This is a genomic window from Serratia plymuthica (assembly GCF_018336935.1).
Classification (GTDB): Bacteria; Pseudomonadota; Gammaproteobacteria; order Enterobacterales; family Enterobacteriaceae; genus Serratia; species Serratia plymuthica_B.
The window spans coordinates 976,669-992,700 of the sequence record NZ_CP068771.1; the positions used below are offsets into that span (position 1 = coordinate 976,669).

The 16,032-nt window shown below is 56.9% G+C and carries 16 protein-coding genes and 1 riboswitch; of the genes, 2 read left to right on the top strand and 14 right to left on the bottom strand.

The genetic code is table 11. The features are described 5' to 3' along the window. Positions 1-68: 68 nt before the first annotated feature. Positions 69-131: riboswitch (Fluoride riboswitch) on the bottom strand. Positions 132-212: 81 nt separating this feature from the next. Next, positions 213-644 (top strand): GNAT family N-acetyltransferase, encoded by a 432-nt coding sequence (locus tag JK621_RS04600; RefSeq protein ID WP_212558815.1) that lies wholly within the window; start codon positions 213-215, stop codon positions 642-644. Here JK621_RS04600 and JK621_RS04605 read toward each other — a convergent pair. Then, positions 641-1,702, bottom strand: coding sequence for a diguanylate cyclase (locus tag JK621_RS04605; RefSeq protein ID WP_212558816.1), 1,062 nt, complete (start codon positions 1,700-1,702; stop codon positions 641-643). The genes JK621_RS04600 and JK621_RS04605 overlap by 4 nt on opposite strands. A gap of 219 nt (positions 1,703-1,921) precedes the next feature. Here JK621_RS04605 and tatA point away from each other — a divergent pair, with 219 nt between their 5' ends. Continuing rightward, the gene (gene tatA / locus JK621_RS04610; protein WP_212558817.1) at positions 1,922-2,131 is read left to right on the top strand and encodes a Sec-independent protein translocase subunit TatA; all 210 of its coding nucleotides are present in this window, start codon (positions 1,922-1,924) and stop codon (positions 2,129-2,131) included. Positions 2,132-2,225: 94 nt separating this feature from the next. Here the strand turns inward: tatA and lipA are convergent, their stop codons facing one another. The 13 genes from lipA to leuS form a co-directional block, all read right to left on the bottom strand. Beyond that, positions 2,226-3,191, bottom strand: coding sequence for a lipoyl synthase (gene lipA / locus JK621_RS04615; protein WP_012005634.1), 966 nt, complete (start codon positions 3,189-3,191; stop codon positions 2,226-2,228). Beyond that, complete coding sequence (lipB, locus tag JK621_RS04620) at positions 3,184-3,852, bottom strand: lipoyl(octanoyl) transferase LipB (RefSeq protein WP_212558818.1); 669 nt, start codon at positions 3,850-3,852, stop codon at positions 3,184-3,186. The genes lipA and lipB overlap by 8 nt, the downstream gene beginning before the upstream one ends. A 134-nt stretch (positions 3,853-3,986) precedes the next feature. Continuing rightward, entirely contained in the window at positions 3,987-4,250 is a 264-nt protein-coding gene (gene ybeD, locus JK621_RS04625; RefSeq protein WP_004949579.1) for a DUF493 family protein YbeD, read from the bottom strand. A 111-nt stretch (positions 4,251-4,361) separates the two neighbouring features. After that, entirely contained in the window at positions 4,362-5,573 is a 1,212-nt protein-coding gene (gene dacA, locus JK621_RS04630) for a D-alanyl-D-alanine carboxypeptidase DacA (protein WP_212558819.1), read from the bottom strand. Between the two features lie 238 nt (positions 5,574-5,811). After that, positions 5,812-6,897 carry an endolytic peptidoglycan transglycosylase RlpA gene (rlpA, locus tag JK621_RS04635; protein WP_212558820.1) on the bottom strand — a complete coding sequence of 362 codons (1,086 nt, stop codon included), beginning with the start codon at positions 6,895-6,897 and terminating at the stop codon, positions 5,812-5,814. Between the two features lie 10 nt (positions 6,898-6,907). After that, positions 6,908-8,020: a peptidoglycan glycosyltransferase MrdB gene (gene mrdB, locus JK621_RS04640; RefSeq protein ID WP_212558821.1), complete on the bottom strand. Its 1,113-nt coding sequence runs from the start codon at positions 8,018-8,020 to the stop codon at positions 6,908-6,910. An 8-nt stretch (positions 8,021-8,028) separates the two neighbouring features. Further along, a complete protein-coding gene (mrdA, locus tag JK621_RS04645; RefSeq protein WP_212558822.1) occupies positions 8,029-9,924 on the bottom strand; it encodes a peptidoglycan DD-transpeptidase MrdA in 1,896 nt (631 codons plus the stop codon). A 38-nt stretch (positions 9,925-9,962) separates the two neighbouring features. Continuing rightward, positions 9,963-10,433 (bottom strand): 23S rRNA (pseudouridine(1915)-N(3))-methyltransferase RlmH, encoded by a 471-nt coding sequence (rlmH, locus tag JK621_RS04650; protein WP_004949595.1) that lies wholly within the window; start codon positions 10,431-10,433, stop codon positions 9,963-9,965. Between the two features lie 3 nt (positions 10,434-10,436). After that, positions 10,437-10,754, bottom strand: a complete 318-nt coding sequence (gene rsfS / locus JK621_RS04655; protein ID WP_004949598.1) for a ribosome silencing factor — start codon at positions 10,752-10,754, stop codon at positions 10,437-10,439. A 188-nt stretch (positions 10,755-10,942) separates the two neighbouring features. After that, positions 10,943-11,605, bottom strand: coding sequence for a nicotinate-nucleotide adenylyltransferase (gene nadD, locus JK621_RS04660; protein WP_212558823.1), 663 nt, complete (start codon positions 11,603-11,605; stop codon positions 10,943-10,945). Continuing rightward, positions 11,595-12,629 carry a DNA polymerase III subunit delta gene (gene holA / locus JK621_RS04665; protein WP_212558824.1) on the bottom strand — a complete coding sequence of 345 codons (1,035 nt, stop codon included), beginning with the start codon at positions 12,627-12,629 and terminating at the stop codon, positions 11,595-11,597. The genes nadD and holA overlap by 11 nt, the downstream gene beginning before the upstream one ends. Then, positions 12,626-13,186 (bottom strand): LPS assembly lipoprotein LptE, encoded by a 561-nt coding sequence (lptE, locus tag JK621_RS04670; protein ID WP_212558825.1) that lies wholly within the window; start codon positions 13,184-13,186, stop codon positions 12,626-12,628. The genes holA and lptE overlap by 4 nt, the downstream gene beginning before the upstream one ends. Positions 13,187-13,200: 14 nt before the next feature. Continuing rightward, the gene (gene leuS, locus JK621_RS04675; protein WP_212558826.1) at positions 13,201-15,783 is read right to left on the bottom strand and encodes a leucine--tRNA ligase; all 2,583 of its coding nucleotides are present in this window, start codon (positions 15,781-15,783) and stop codon (positions 13,201-13,203) included. Positions 15,784-16,032: the final 249 nt, after the last annotated feature.

Below are 16,032 nucleotides of genomic sequence, written 5' to 3' on the forward strand. Positions count from 1 at the left end.
TACCTTTCACTAAAAGGGGAATCAAGGCTCAGAAAGGGTCAGGCGCGACGCTACGCACCCCTTTGAGAGGTTACGTAGACATCATCAGCCTGTGAGGGCGGTTATGGAGGAATGTCATCTCCTTCGATCGGCGCCGCTTTTTGCCACGCAGGCTGGATCTTACACCCGGCGCCGCCTATTTTGTAGTATCTGTGACGACGGAAACAACCGAAATGAAAGTGAGAACGGCGGTACAGGCTGATAAAGACGCCATTGTGGCGTTAATGACGGAGCTGGATTACGCCGGAACCGGGGCATTTATTGACGCGCGTCTGGCGCAACTATTGGCGCATCCCGATGAAGCGTTGCTGGTCGCGACCGACGATGACGATAATGAGGTGCTGGGGATTTTGTCGCTGCATTTCTTGCCGCAGTTGGCGTTGGCCGGAGATATTTGCCGGATCAGCTATTTTTGCATTGATAGCCATGCGCGCGGCCTGGGTGTCGGTCAATCCTTGTTGGCGGAAGGTGAGGCATTGGCCCGCCGGCGCGGCTGTGATCGCCTGGAAGTGCATTGCCACGGCAGCCGTGAACGGGCCCACGCGTTCTATCGGCGGGAGGGTTTTTTGGAGGTCCCTAAATACTTTGCCAAGCTATTAAGTTAGTTGCCGGGTACCGCCAGTTCCAAACGGTTGCGACCATTGTTTTTTGCCCGGTACAGCGCACTGTCGGCGGCTTTCAGCCAGTCCAGATAGCCGCCCATTTCACCGTGGTAATCGGCTATACCGGCGCTGATGTTCAGCCGCAACTGCGGCGCTTCACGGAAAATAATGCCGTTCAACCGTTCCTGGATGCGCAGCAGCGCAATGCTGGCCTGTTCTGCACTGGTATTTGGCAACACGGCGCCAAACTCGTCACCGCCGTAGCGCCCGACGATATCCACGGCGCGCAGGCCAATTAACAGCTCTTCTGCCAGCACCGCCAGCGCCTCGTCACCCAGCGCATGGCCGAAGGTGTCGTTGATGGTTTTAAAACGATCGATATCTATCAGGATCAGGGTCGCGGTGTGTTGGTAGCGGCGGCAACTGTCGAATTGGTGATGCAGTAAATGCTCCCAATGGCGGCGATTGTACAGCCCTGTCAGGCCGTCACGCATGCTGATACGCAGCAGCTCTTGTTTTTTCTGCGCCAACCGCTTGGCGGTGCGATAGGTGACCAACCCCAGCAGTGCCGGGTAGAGATAGATCATCGGCAGGCAGAGGTAGATCTGCAGCGGCGTGCTTTGTGGCTGGAAGGGAAAACCCAACAGGGCACTGACCGTCAGGGCGCCGGCCAGCTGCGCCGCCAGCCCTTTAAAGAACAGTGTCTTGCCGGCGGCGGCAATATTGTTCATGCCCATCATCGACAGAATGACCACCGACGGCAATGCATTGAAAGCCATCATGGCTGCCCATAGACCGCCAAAAAACGAATCGATCAGCAGGTTGCGGGTTTCCGCCTTGAAGGGCATGGCAGAGCGGCGCGCCCATTGGTAGGCGACATGCGGCCAAATAAAACCGTGAAAAATCAGCAGCCCCCACGTCCAGAGGGCCGGTTGCCGCGAATAGAGCACCGAGAACACACAGAGAAAACCGATTCCCAGGCCGGCGATGCGTGGCAAATAGGTACGTCTGGCGAAGCTCAGGCCGGATCGTCTGGTATCGATAACTGATGGTGCATACATCCTGCGGCTCCCTGATAGGTGTAACGACAGCGTACCATGCAGTGTGATAACTCAGAATAGTCTGATTAATGCTCAATGCATTTAAAAGCGGTCTCGGCGCAGGGATCTCACTCTGTTACATGTTGTTGTTGTGTTGGCTTGGCGAAAGTAGGTAAATAACCTTAGGCAAGGTTTGTTTTTTCGCTGCCTGTGCAGCGCTATATGAATAAGAAGGTGAGTATGGAAGGTATCAGTATTACCAAACTTCTGGTGATTGCGGTGTTGGTTATCTTGCTGTTCGGTACCAGCAAACTGCGCACCTTGGGTGCCGATCTGGGCGCTGCGCTGAAGGGCTTTAAAAAGGCCGTAGGCGACGACACCACTCCGCCGCCGGCAAACACGGCAGAAAGCCAATCCAACCCGCAGAGCGTCGAAAAGAAAGACCAGTAATTACGTTTTTTGCGGAGCAATAAAAAACGGATGCCGCAAGGACATCCGTTTTTGGCGTTTCCGCCAGATGAAATGTAACAAATCATTACCGCACTTACTTCACTTCCATCCCTTTCGCCTGCAAATCGGCATGGTAGGAGGAACGAACAAACGGGCCGCAGGCCGCATGGGTAAAGCCCATCGCCATCGCTTCTTCTTTCATTTCATCGAATTCTGCCGGGCTGACATAGCGCTGGACCGGCAGGTGATGACGGCTTGGCTGCAGGTACTGGCCCAGGGTCAACATGGTGACGCCGTGGCGGCGCAGGTCGCGCATGACTTCAACGATTTCCGCATTGGTTTCCCCCAGGCCGACCATAAGACCGGATTTGGTTGGGATGTGCGGATGCGCTTCTTTGAATCGCTCGAGCAGTTTTAGCGACCATTCGTAGTTGGCGCCCGGGCGAACCTGGCGGTAGACGCGCGGCACGTTTTCCAGGTTGTGGTTGAACACGTCCGGCGGCGTCTCTGTGAGAATTTCCAGCGCGCGATCCATACGGCCACGGAAATCCGGCACCAGCGTTTCAATTTTGATGGTCGGGTTTTTGGCGCGGATTGCGGCGATACAGTCGGCAAAGTGCTGAGCACCGCCGTCGCGCAGATCGTCGCGGTCAACCGAAGTGATTACCACGTAGCGCAGGCCCATGTCGGCGATGGTCTGGGCCAGTTTCTCCGGCTCGTTGGCATCGGGGGCGACCGGGCGGCCGTGAGCCACGTCGCAGAACGGGCAGCGGCGGGTACAGATGGCACCCAGGATCATAAAGGTGGCGGTGCCGTGGTTAAAACATTCAGACAGGTTCGGACAGGAAGCTTCTTCGCACACCGAATGCAGACCGTTTTTACGCATGGCGGCTTTAATGCCCTGAATGCGTGTAGAGTCGGCAGGCAGTTTGATCTTCATCCACTCGGGTTTACGTAACAGCTCCTGCCGTTCGGTGACCACCGTTTTAACCGGGATCAACGCCATTTTGTCTGCATCGCGGTATTTAACGCCGCGTTCCATCTGAATTGGTTTACTCATAATCGTGCAGGTTCCAGTTACGAAGCTCGACCTTCGAGTAGCCGAGTAAATGAACAAATTCCTGTACCAGGATTGGGTGTACGTCTTCTATGCCTACGCCGGGCACCAGCGCGCTGACCTGCGCCATTTGCATGCCGGCGTAACCGCAAGGGTTGATGCGTTGGAAGGGGCTGAGATCCATGGCCACATTCAGTGCCAGGCCGTGGAATGAACTGCCTTTGCGGATCCGCAGACCCAACGAACAGATTTTTTGCTCCCCCACGTAAACACCGGGCGCATCCGGGTGGGCGCGCGATTCGATACGGAAGTGGGCGAGGGTATTAATAACGGTATCTTCGATAACCGTGACCAGTTGGCGAACGCCAATCTTGTTGCGTTTCAGATCGACCATCACGTACATCACCTGCTGCCCCGGACCGTGGTAGGTCACCTGGCCGCCGCGATCGCTCTGGACAACCGGAATATCACCCGGCATTAACACGTGCTCTGCTTTACCGGCCTGGCCCTGAGTAAACACGGACTGATGCTGAACCAACCACAGCTCGTCGTGCGTGGTATTGGTTCTGCGATCGGTGAAGTTGTGCATGGCTTGGGATACAGGCTCATAGGGCTGCAACCCCAGCTGACGCAAAATGATCTTGTCTGGTTGCAAAAGAGTCATCGTCAGGTTACAGAAGTGATAATGCCATTATACCGGGCGGTCTGGCCCGCGACCAGCATTTCACTGACCAAAAATGCGCAACCCGGGCAGACGATCCTCTGGCCCGGGTTGGTATGCAGGGTTTTATGCTGGAATTACAGCACCATGCGGACAATTTCAATGTTGCCCAATTCATCATATAACGTCTCCACCTGGTCGATATGGGTGGCGTTGATGGTGATGGAGACGGAGTGGTAATTGCCTTTGCTGCTCGGTTTTACTTCCGGGTTGTAATCCCCCGGCGCATGGCGCTGTACCACTTCCACCACCTGGTCTACCAGCTCTGGCTGTGCCAGGCCCATTACCTTGTAGGTAAACGAGCAAGGGAATTCGAGCAGTTCGTTCAGTTTAGTTTTCATGTGCGCTCCAGAGTGCTGCTATCAACATAGCGAATCTATAAATTATAACTCCCGCCGGAGCGGGAGTTAATGTTAATCAGTATATGGGGGCAATTTTGCCCGTTTCAACTGTTAACCGAACCAGTGGTGGAACATCAGTTTGATATAATCCACGATGCGGCTGAAGAAACCGCCTTCTTTCACTTCGTTCATCACCACCAGAGGGCGCTGCTCGATGGTTTTGCCATCCAACTGGAAGTTGATGCTGCCGACAACCTGGTTTTTCGCCAGTGGCGCATGAATTTCCGGTGTGTTCAGCACATAGCTGGCTTTAAGATCTTTCATCCGGCCGCGTGGGATGGTCAGGTAGACGTCTTTGTCCACGCCCAGCTCAACGCGATCCGCATCGCCGAACCAGACCGGTTCAGACGCAAACTCTTTGCCCACTTTCAGCGGTGCAACGGTTTCGAAGAAGCGGAAGCCCCAGGTCAGCAGCTTTTTGCTCTCGGTTTCACGGCCTTTATAAGTCCGGCCGCCCAATACCGCAGAGATCAGGCGCATCTGGCCTTCAGTGGCGGAAGCCACCAGGTTATAACCCGCCGCATCGGTATGGCCGGTTTTGATACCGTCCACGTTCAGGCTGGTATCCCACAGCAGACCGTTACGGTTCATCTGACGAATGTTATTGAAGGTGAACTCTTTTTCTTTATAAATCGCGTATTCGTCCGGCACGTCGCGGATCAGCGCCTGGCCGATCAACGCCATATCGCGCGCGGAGCTGTACTGGCCCTGTGCGTCGAGGCCGTGTACCGTCTGGAAGTGGGTGTTCTGCAGGCCCAGCTTGTTGACGTAAGTATTCATCAGGTTAACGAACGCGTCCTGGCTGCCGGCTACGTAATCCGCCATCGCCACACAGGCGTCGTTACCGGATTGCAGGTTGATGCCGCGAGTCAGTTTGGAAACCGGCACGCGATCGCCCGGCTTCAGGAACATCAGCGAGGAGCCTTTGAATACCGGGTTGCCGGTTGCCCAGGCGTCTTGCCCCACGGTAACCATGTCTTCCGGGCCGATTTTACCCGCTTTCAGCGCCTGGCCGATGACGTAGCTGGTCATCATTTTCGTCAGACTGGCCGGATCGCGGCGTGCGTCGGCGTTCATTTCCGCCAAAACTTTACCGGAGTTGTAGTCAATCAGGACGTAGGCTTCCGCATCAATCTGCGGGACCCCTGGGATCATGGTCTTGATATTAACGTCATCGGCTTGCGCAACGGAAACTGCGCTCATCGCGATAACGGAGCCGAGCGCTATGCTCTTGATTAAGCGAAAAGAAGTTACTTGTTTCATGATCGAGAGGACAACATCCATGAGGGTAAAGTTAAAAACGAGCCACACTATAACAGATGAGATTCCGGCAGGCATTATCCATTCATCTGACTCATAGCGCTTTACGGACATTTTGCTGAAAGAAAATGTTTCAGCTAGAGAAACGCTTATCAGTCGCGATCGCTCGCCGGGCTTCATGCTTTTGACCTTTCAAGCTGCAGCGTGTGGCTGCAACTTGAAATGGGTCGGGTAGCTCTGTTTAGGGTGCGGCAGTGACAAAAGATTGTTGTTGCGCTTCCGCCGCCAGGCGCTGTTGCAGCTGGGCCGCCTGCTGGCGATCGCCGAACGGGCCTAACTGCACGCGATAGACGCCGCCGCTGGCGGCAACCTTGCCAGGCACGCCAAACTGACGGCTCAGGCTCTGTTGCCAGGTTTGTGCGCGTTCAGCGCTGCTGAGAGCGCCGACCTGCACGACATAACTCCCGGCGGAAGAAGCGCCGGCAGCAACGGCTGCGGTGGCGGCAACGGGGGCCGCAATGGCTGCTGCGCTGACGGCCGGTTCAGGTTCTGAACCTTCCAGCACCCCGGCGGGAACCTGGCTTGGTGCGCCGAGGAAACCGGTGCGCGCGTTGCCGGTAGTGGCGGCCGGGGCGTTGTCGCCGGTGTCCAGGCTGCTGTTATCTATTGGGCGTACTGCGGCACCGCTGGCGACAGGGACTTCCTGTTGCACTGGCGTCCCCATGCTGCTCGAACCGAGGTCCGGGCGCGACGGCAGGGCGTAGCTTTGCTTGGCGACGGTCGTACCTATGGTACCGGGGCCGCTCAGGGTGCCATCCGGCGCCACGTTGATGAAATCAACTTTAACCCTGGTGTTGTTGGACAGGTTCAGGCGGTCGGCCACGGCTGTCGACAGATCGATAATGCGGCCGTTGGTGTAAGGCCCGCGATCGTTAACGCGCACCACCAGTTGGCGGCCGTTGGCGAGGTTGGTTACACGCACATAGCTTGGGATCGGCAGCGTAGGGTGCGCGGCGGTGAGGCCGTTAGGATCGAAGGGTTCGCCCAGCGCGGTGGTGTTGCCCCGGGCTTCTTCGCCATAGGAGCTGGCCAGACCGGTCTGCGAGAAGTTTTGCGGATCTTTCACGATGCGGTAAGTATCGCCATTAACCTTATAATCCTGCATGTTATTAGGGTTATAGGGTTCATATTGAGGCTCAACGCCGCCGATTTCCACCACCGGCCCGTTATACGGCTGCTGCGGCGGTGCCTGCTGTTCCGTGGTCGGGGAGGTACAGGCGGAAAGCAACACAGCCACTACGCCGACCCAAAGCCATTCCTTACGCATTACTCACCTCTTATAAACTTTTAGACAGCATTTTCCGATGCGTGTGGATCGACATGATGATGCCGAACCCAGCCATAAGTACGATCAGCGCCGAACCCCCATAACTGACCAGAGGCAAAGGTACGCCAACTACCGGTAAAATGCCACTGACCATACCAATGTTAACAAACACATAAACGAATAATATCAGCATCAGGCCGCCGACCATGACCCGGCCGAAGGTGGTTTGCGCCTTGGCGGCGATCATCAGCCCGCGAATAATCACCAGCAGGTACAGCGCCAGCAGCACCAGTACCCCAATCAGCCCCAGCTCCTCGGCCAGTACCGCGAAGATGAAGTCGGTATGGCGCTCCGGCAAAAACTCCAGCTGCGACTGGGTGCCATGCAGCCAACCCTTGCCGGACAGGCCGCCGGAACCGATAGCGATTTTCGACTGAATGATGTGGTAGCCGGCGCCGAGCGGATCGCTTTCCGGATCGAGCAGCATCATCACGCGGTCGCGTTGATAGCCGTGCATCAGGAAGAACCACAGCACCGGAATAAAGGCCGCCAGCATTAGGGCGGCGACAGCGATCAGCTTCCAGCTCATCCCGGAAAGGAACAGCACGAACAGGCCAGAGGCGGCGATCAAAATCGACGTGCCCAGGTCCGGCTGCGCGGCAACCAGTAGGGTCGGCAGGAAAATCAGCACCAGCGCAATGGCGGTATTCTTCAGTGAAGGCGGGCAGACGTCGCGGTTCATAAAGCGCGCTACCATCAGCGGGACGGCGATTTTAGCGATTTCTGACGGCTGGAAGCGCACAAAACCGAGATCCAGCCAGCGTTGAGCGCCTTTACTGATCTGCCCGAACGCGTCGACCATAATCAGCAGGATCACGCAGAAGATGTACAGGTAGGGCGCCCAGCTTTCATAGACCCGCGGCGGGATCTGAGCCATTACGCCCATCACGATCAGGCCCATGACGATCTGGCCGATTTTGCGTTCCATCATGCCGATATCCTGGCCGCTGGCGCTCCACATCACGAATGCGCTGTAGACCAGCAGAGCCAGAATGAATAACAGGAAAGTGGGGTCGATATGGATCTTGGTCCAGATCGAGCCTTTTTGTTGGCTTTCAGTCATGTTCTACCTTAATCACCTTCTACACCAGGCGGCAGCGGGGCCTCGGCTGGTAATTGCGTATTGTTGTCGCCCAGCAGGATATGGTCGAGGATCTGACGGGTAATCGTCCCGACCGCCGGACCGGCGCCGCCGTTTTCCAAAATGACGGCGACCGACACCGTTGGATTATTGTACGGCGCAAAGGCAGTCATCAGCTTATGGTCACGCAGGTGTTCTGCCAGTTTGTGGGCGTTGTAGGTTTCGTAGCCGAATACCTGTGCGGTACCCGATTTTGCCGCGGCTTTGTAGGGTGCATCTGCGAAGTACTTACGCGCCGTCCCGTTAGGGCGGTTGGCGACACCGTACATGCCGTCTTTGGCAATTTCCCAGAAGCCGGAATGAATATCACCGATCTGCGTGCTCTCTTCCTGACGGAAAGGCACCAGCGCGCCGTTGATTCGGGTGCTCTGCAACAGATGCGGCGTTTTGACGTTACCGTCGTTAATCAGGGTGTTCAGCGCCTTGGACATCTGGATCGGCGTTGCGGTCCAGTAGCCCTGACCTATGCCCACCGGGATGGTATCGCCCTGGTACCAGGGTTTTTTATAGCGTTTGAATTTCCAGTCGCGGGTCGGCATCAGACCGGAACGTTCTTCGGAAAGATCGATGCCGGTGTACTGGCCGTAGCCGAACTTGGTCAACCAGGTCGACAAGCGATCGATGCCCATATCGTACGCCACCTGATAGAAGAAGGTATCCGCCGATTCTTCCAGCGCCTTGGTGACGTTCAGGCGGCCATGGCCCCATTTTTTCCAGTCGCGAAAGCGTTTTTCCGAACCGGGCAACTGCCACCAGCCGGGATCGAACACTATGGTGTTTTTGGTGATCACCCCGGCGCTGAGCGCCGAGACGGAAATATAGGGTTTTACCGTTGACGCAGGTGGGTAAACCCCTTGCGTGGCGCGGTTGATCAGTGGCCGGTTCGGATCGTTCAGCAGCCCCTGATACTCCTTGCTGGAGATGCCGTCCACGAACAGGTTCGGGTCATAGCTGGGGTTGGAAACCATGGCCAGAATGCCGCCGGTGCGCGGGTCGCTCACGACCACCGCCGCCCGGCTGCCCACCAGCAATTGCTCGATATAGCGTTGCAGGTTGAGATCCAGCGTCAGGTAAACGTCCTGGCCGGCGGAAGGCGGCTGCTCGTGCAACTGACGGATGACCCGGCCGCGGTTGTTGACCTCGACCTCTTCGTAGCCGGTTTTACCGTGCAGGGTGTCTTCGTAATAGCGCTCGATACCCAGCTTGCCGATATCGTGAGTGGCGGCGTAGTTCGCCAGCTTGCCGTCTTTGTCCAGCCGTTCGACGTCGCGATCGTTGATCTTCGAGACATAACCGGTGACATGGGTGAGGGCGGAGCCATAAGGATAATAGCGGCGCTGGTAGCCTTTCACTTCCACGCCGGGGAAGCGGAACTGATTGACCGCAAAGCGGGCGACCTGCACTTCGTTCAGCGCGGTTTTCACCGGGATGGAAACGAAACGGCGTGAGCGTTTGCGCTCTTTCTCGAAGTTGACGATGTCGTCATCGGTCAGATCGACCACCGGACGCAGCGCCTGCAGCGTCGCTTTCAGGTCGTCGATCTTTTCCGGCATCAATTCCAATTGATAGATGGTGCGGTTGAGCGCCAGCGGGGTGCCGTTACGATCGTAGATAATGCCGCGGCTGGGGGCGATGGGCACCAGCTTGATGCGGTTTTCGTTGGAGCGGGTGCGGTAATCCTCGACGCGGACAATTTGCAGATTATACAGATTGGCGATCAGGGTGCCGCTCAGCACCAGAATGACCAAAAACGCCACCAGGGCGCGGCGTACAAACAGGGCAGATTCAGCCGTATAGTCGCGAAAAGGGTTACGTTCTATTTTCATCCCGCTGCTTTATTTCACTCTGTCACTGTCACCATCGGTTATTCCCGGTGGTAAGGATGATTTGTTGTAATACTCCAGGCGCGATAGAGGCTTTCAGCCACCAGGACGCGCACTAAAGGATGCGGTAATGTCAATGGCGAGAGCGACCAGCTTTGTTCGGCAGCGGCTTTGCAGGCCGGCGCCAGCCCTTCCGGGCCGCCAATCAGCAGGCTGACGTTGCGGCCATCCTGCTTCCAACGTTCGAGCTGTTGCGCCAACTGCGGCGTTTCCCACGGCGTACCGGGGATATCCAGCGTGACAATGCGGTTGCCTTTGCCCACCGCAGCCAGCATCTGCTCGCCTTCCTTTTCCAGAATGCGCTTGATGTCGGCATTCTTGCCGCGCTTGCCTGCCGGGATTTCGGTCAGCTCAAACGGCATGTCTTTCGGAAAACGATGCAGATAATCCATAAAACCGGTCTGCACCCAGTCTGGCATCTTGGTGCCGACCGCTACCAGTTGCAGTTTCACCGCTTAGCTCCAGAGTTTTTCCAGCTCATACAGCTGACGGCTTTCTTCCTGCATGATATGTACGATCACATCGCCCAAATCGACCACTACCCAGTCGGAGGCTTCCTGACCTTTCATGCCGTACAGTTCCATACCTGCGGAGCGGGCTTCCTGCACTACGTGGTTGGCGATAGACATCACGTGGCGGGTAGAGGTCCCGGTGCAGATGATCATGCAATCGGTGATGCTGGATTTGCCCTGTACATCCAGAGCGATAATGTCTTGGCCTTTCAGGTCATCAATTTTATCGATGACGAAATCTTGGAGCGCTTTACCTTGCAAAGGTTCCCCCTCGGGTGTGTTCTGTTTGTTCGACTGCGGCAGGCAAATGCCCGCATGCGGCCTGAATCAATGATAATGTCGGCAGGATGCCGCTGAAAGCCAGCTGGTAATTGCCCGGCCAGCTAAGGTTTCCGGGGTTTTCAGCGAATACCTGAAAAATAGCGGCGCAGTATATCACGCGACTTCGGCTAGCGATATAAACCCTGTAACTCGATATAGCGCTGCACAGAGCGCGGCAACAGATCGTCACAGCTGATGCCCTGATGGCGGCGCTGGCGGATTTCCGTGGCGGAAATTTCCAACAATGGCGTGTCGGCCAGATAAATATGCCCCTGCGGCCGTTGGCTGAGCAGTGCGGCGTCGGTGACACGATGGCGCTCCAGCCACTGTTGCAGTTCCGGCGTATCCATTTGGTCATTGTAGCCAGGGCGGGCCAGCACCAACAAATGGCAGATATCCAGCAACGCCTGCCAGCGGTGCCATTTGTGCAGCGTCAGCAGCGAATCCTGACCAATAATAAATGCCAACGGCAACGCGGGGCCCCGTTCTTTACGAACGGTTTCCAACGTCTCAATGGTATAGGAAGGCGCAGTGCGGTGCAGTTCACGGTCGTCAACGGCGAACAGCGGGTTATTGGCGATCGCCAGCTCAACCATCTTCAGCCGTTGTTGGGCATTGGCCTCAGGCTGCGGACGGTGGGGAGGGACGTGGTTTGGCAGCAGCGTGACCTGGTTCAGGCCGACTTCTGCGGCCAGCGCTTCCACCGGCCGCAAATGGCCGTAATGGATAGGATCAAAGGTGCCGCCGAACAGGGCATGCAGGATTGTCGCGCTTTGCGGATTAGTGGGCATCTGAAAAACTCGTGGCCAGGGGTTTGCCGCACAGCAGCATCGACAGGGTTTCCAGTTCCGGCCACACCGACTGACCGTAATCCTGTTTAAGGGTGATTTCAATTTGCGCCAGCAAATGGACCGCTTGCTGCAATTGAGCGCCGGACAACCGCTGCAGCGCCTGAGTCACCAGGTTGCGACGGTTTTGCCAGACCTTGTATTGATCGAACAGCGTGCGCAGGGGCACCGAGGCCATGCGTCGTTGCAGGTTCAGCAACTGCAGCAGCTCGCGTTGCAGGGTGCGCAACAGGATCACCGGTTCGACATCTTCCTGCTGCATTTGCTGCAGGATATGCCAGGCGCGCTTGCTTTTGCCTGCCAGCAGGGCGTCCAGCCAGTGAAACGGCGTAAAGTGAGCGGCGTCATTGACCGCTAGTTCAACGCGCGGCAGTGTGAGCTTACCGTCCGGATGCAACAGAGACAGCCTTTCCAGCGCCTGCGATAACGCCAGCAGGTTACCTTCGTAGCAGTAGCACAGCAGTTGGTTGGCCGCATCGTCCAGCTCGAGCTTCATGCTTTTGGCTCGCTGCGTCACCCAGCGCGGCAACTGCGCCTGTTCAGGCGTCTGGCAACTGACGTAAGCGCCATTTGGGCTAAGTGCTTTGAACCAGGCGCTGTTTTCCTGCGCTTTGGTCAGGCGAGGGCCGCGCAACATCAGCAAGATGTCGTCATGCAGCAGAGCCGCCAGCTTGATCAGTTGCTCGCCGAGGGGGGCGGTCGGGCCGTTTTCCGGCAAGATCAGCAGCAGCGTCTGGCGGCTGGCGAACAGGCTCATGGCCTGACAGATGCTGAAAATGGCGTCCCAGTCGGTATGGGCGTCGAGAGAAATGCTGTAGTGCTCGGTGAACTGCTGCTGTTGCGCGGCCTGCCGGATCAGATCCTGGCTTTCCTGCAGCAGTAACGGTTCATTGCCACTCAATAAATAACAAGCGCGCAGCCCCTCTCGGAGCTGCGCGGCAAGTTGTTCAGGATAAATACGGATCATTGCGCTGAGAGACTTTCCGCTTTTTCACCGGCGGCGGCAGCTTTTTGCTGAGCTTGTTCTTCCGCCGCATGCACGGTCAGCAGTTTACGCACCAGTTGCTGGGCGGCCTGAACACGCATTTCCTGGCGAATAATGTCCTGTTCGGAATCTTTTGCCAGCGCGGTCAGCGGGTTGTCGAAGAACGAACGGAAGACTTTCACGTTCAGCGGATACAGATCGTGACCCGGGATCAGCACCTGAGCCTGAACGGTCAGCACCATCTGATACTCAGCGGTTTTGCCGTCCTGGAAGATCGAGGCGGTGTCCTGGCTTTCGCTGGAACCGATGATACGCAGGGAAGGAATATCCTTACTTTTCGGATCCTTGACGATTGTCACGTCATTCAGACGCAACTGCTCACGCACTGCGCGGGTCAGAGGGCCGTAAGGATCCCCGCTGTCCAGTATCAGCGTTTTCATTTCCGAGGGGACCTGCGTGGTGCCACGCAGGTGAAAACCGCAGCCGGCGGTGACCAGCACCGCCAACCCCAGCAACAGCGTCAGAATACGATGTCGCACAACTCCTCCTTGTGTTAACCCACAACCAGGTTAAGCAATTTGCCCGGAACATAGATCACTTTACGAACCGTAACCCCGTCCAGATATTTAGCGACCAGATGTTCCTCAGCGGCACGCGCACGTACCTGCTCTTCGGTTGCATCTGCTGCCACAGTGATTTTAGCGCGAACTTTGCCGTTTACCTGTACCACGACCAGCTTGGAGTCTTCGACCATCGCCTGCTCGTCGGCCTGCGGCCAGGCTGCGGTATCTACATCGCCTTCGCCGCCCAACGCCTGCCACAGCGAGAAGCAAACGTGCGGGGTAAACGGATACAGCATACGAACGACGGACAGCAACGCTTCCTGCAACAGAGCGCGATCCTGCTCGCTTTCCTGCGGCGCGCGGGCCAGTTTGTTCATCAGCTCCATCACGGCCGCAATGGCGGTGTTGAAGGTCTGACGACGGCCAATATCATCGGTCACTTTGGCGATGGTCTTATGCAGATCACGGCGCAGCGCTTTCTGATCTTCGTTCAGCGTCGCGACGTTCAGCGGTTGGACAGCGCCTTTCTCCAGGTGCTCGTAGGCCAGTTTCCAAACGCGTTTCAGGAAGCGGTTTGCCCCTTCCACACCGGATTCCTGCCATTCCAGCGTCATTTCTGCCGGCGAAGCGAACATCATGAACAGACGCACGGTATCCGCGCCGTATTTCTCGACCATCACCTGCGGGTCGATGCCGTTGTTTTTCGACTTCGACATTTTGCTCATGCCAGCATAGACCAGTTCGCGGCCTTGTGGATCGGTGGCTTTAACGATGCGGCCTTTGTCGTCGCGTTCAACGGTGGCGTCGACCGGGGAAACCCAGACGCGTTCGCCGCTGTTGCCGGTGTAGTAGAAGGCGTCCGCCAGCACCATGCCCTGGCACAGCAGGCGTTTTGCCGGCTCGTCGGAATCAACCATGCCTGCGTCACGCAGCAGTTTGTGGAAGAAGCGGAAATACATCAGGTGCATGATGGCGTGTTCGATACCGCCGACATACTGATCGACCGGCAGCCAGTAGTTGGCGGCGGCCGGGTCCAGCATGCCCTGGTCGTACTGCGGGCAGGTGTAGCGCGCGTAGTACCAGGAGGACTCCATAAAGGTGTCAAAGGTGTCGGTTTCACGCAGCGCCGGCTGGCCGTTGACCGTGGTTTTCGCCCACTCGGGATCGGCTTTGATCGGGCTGGTAATGCCGTCCATCACTACGTCTTCCGGCAAGATCACCGGCAGTTGGTCTTCCGGCGTTGGCATTACGGTGCCGTCTTCCAGCGTCACCATCGGGATCGGGGCGCCCCAGTAACGTTGACGAGACACACCCCAGTCGCGCAGACGGTAGTTGACCTTGCGTTGGCCCACGCCCATGGCGACCAGTTTGTCGGCAATGGCGTTGAAACCGGCTTCGTGATCCAGGCCATCGAACTCGCCGGAGTTGAACAGCGTGCCTTTTTCGGTCATGGCTTCGGCATGCACGTCCGGCTGGCTGCCGTCGAGCGCCAGCACGACTGGTTTGATCGGCAGACCGTATTTGGTGGCGAACTCCCAGTCGCGCTGGTCGTGAGCCGGAACCGCCATCACTGCACCTGTGCCGTATTCCATCAAGACGAAGTTGGCAACCCAAACCGGCACCTTCTCGCCGGACAGCGGATGAATGGCGAACAGGCCGGTCGGCATGCCTTTCTTCTCCATCGTCGCCATGTCGGCTTCGGCCACTTTGGTATTGCGGCACTCTTCGATAAATTCAGCCAGCGCCGGGTTATTCACCGCACCCTGTTGCGCCAGCGGGTGGCCCGCCGCGACGGCCACATAGGTGGCGCCCATGAAGGTATCCGGACGGGTGGTGTAAACGGTCAGCTTCTCGTCGCTGCCCGCCACGTCAAAGGTGATGTCCACCCCTTCAGAGCGGCCAATCCAGTTGCGCTGCATGGTTTTCACCTGCTCAGGCCAGCTTTCCAGCGTATCCAGATCGTTGAGCAGTTGATCGGCGTAGTCGGTGATTTTGATAAACCACTGCGGGATCTCTTTACGCTCGACCTTGGTGTCGCAGCGCCAGCAGCAGCCGTCGATAACCTGTTCGTTGGCCAGTACGGTCAGATCGTGCGGGCACCAGTTGACCGCAGAGGTTTTCTTGTAGACCAGGCCTTTTTCGTACAGCTTGGTGAAGAACCACTGTTCCCAACGGTAGTAATCCGGATCGCAGGTGGCGATCTCGCGATCCCAGTCATAGCCGAAGCCCAGCAGTTTCAGCTGGTTCTTCATGTATTCGATGTTGTCGTAGGTCCACGGAGCCGGTGCGGTGTTGTTCTTCACCGCGGCGCCTTCCGCCGGCAGGCCGAAAGCATCCCAGCCGATTGGCTGCAGCACGTTTTTGCCCAGCATGCGCTGATAGCGCGAGATCACGTCGCCGATAGTGTAGTTACGAACGTGTCCCATGTGCAGACGGCCTGATGGGTAGGGCAGCATGGATAGGCAGTAGTACTTTTCCTTGCTTGCGTCTTCGGTAACCTTGAAAGTTTGCTTCTCTTGCCAGTGAAGCTGTACGTTCGATTCTATGTCTTCTGGACGGTATTGCTCTTGCATGGCGGCCGGTGGTCCTGTTGGTGTAAACCGTTATCTCAGTCAGAGATAAGGCTATGAAGATTTAGTATTCGTAGATCCGCATAGCATAGCTGATAAGACCTCCCGGCAACAACACCAAGCGCCCGACTCGGCGCATTTAAAAAATCCCCGCCATGATATGACTCACATCTTGGGGATCCCGAGCCTTGCCAAGTGACATCAGCAATTTACGACTAAAATGATAAGAGATAGTTTTAGGAGATAAGCCCT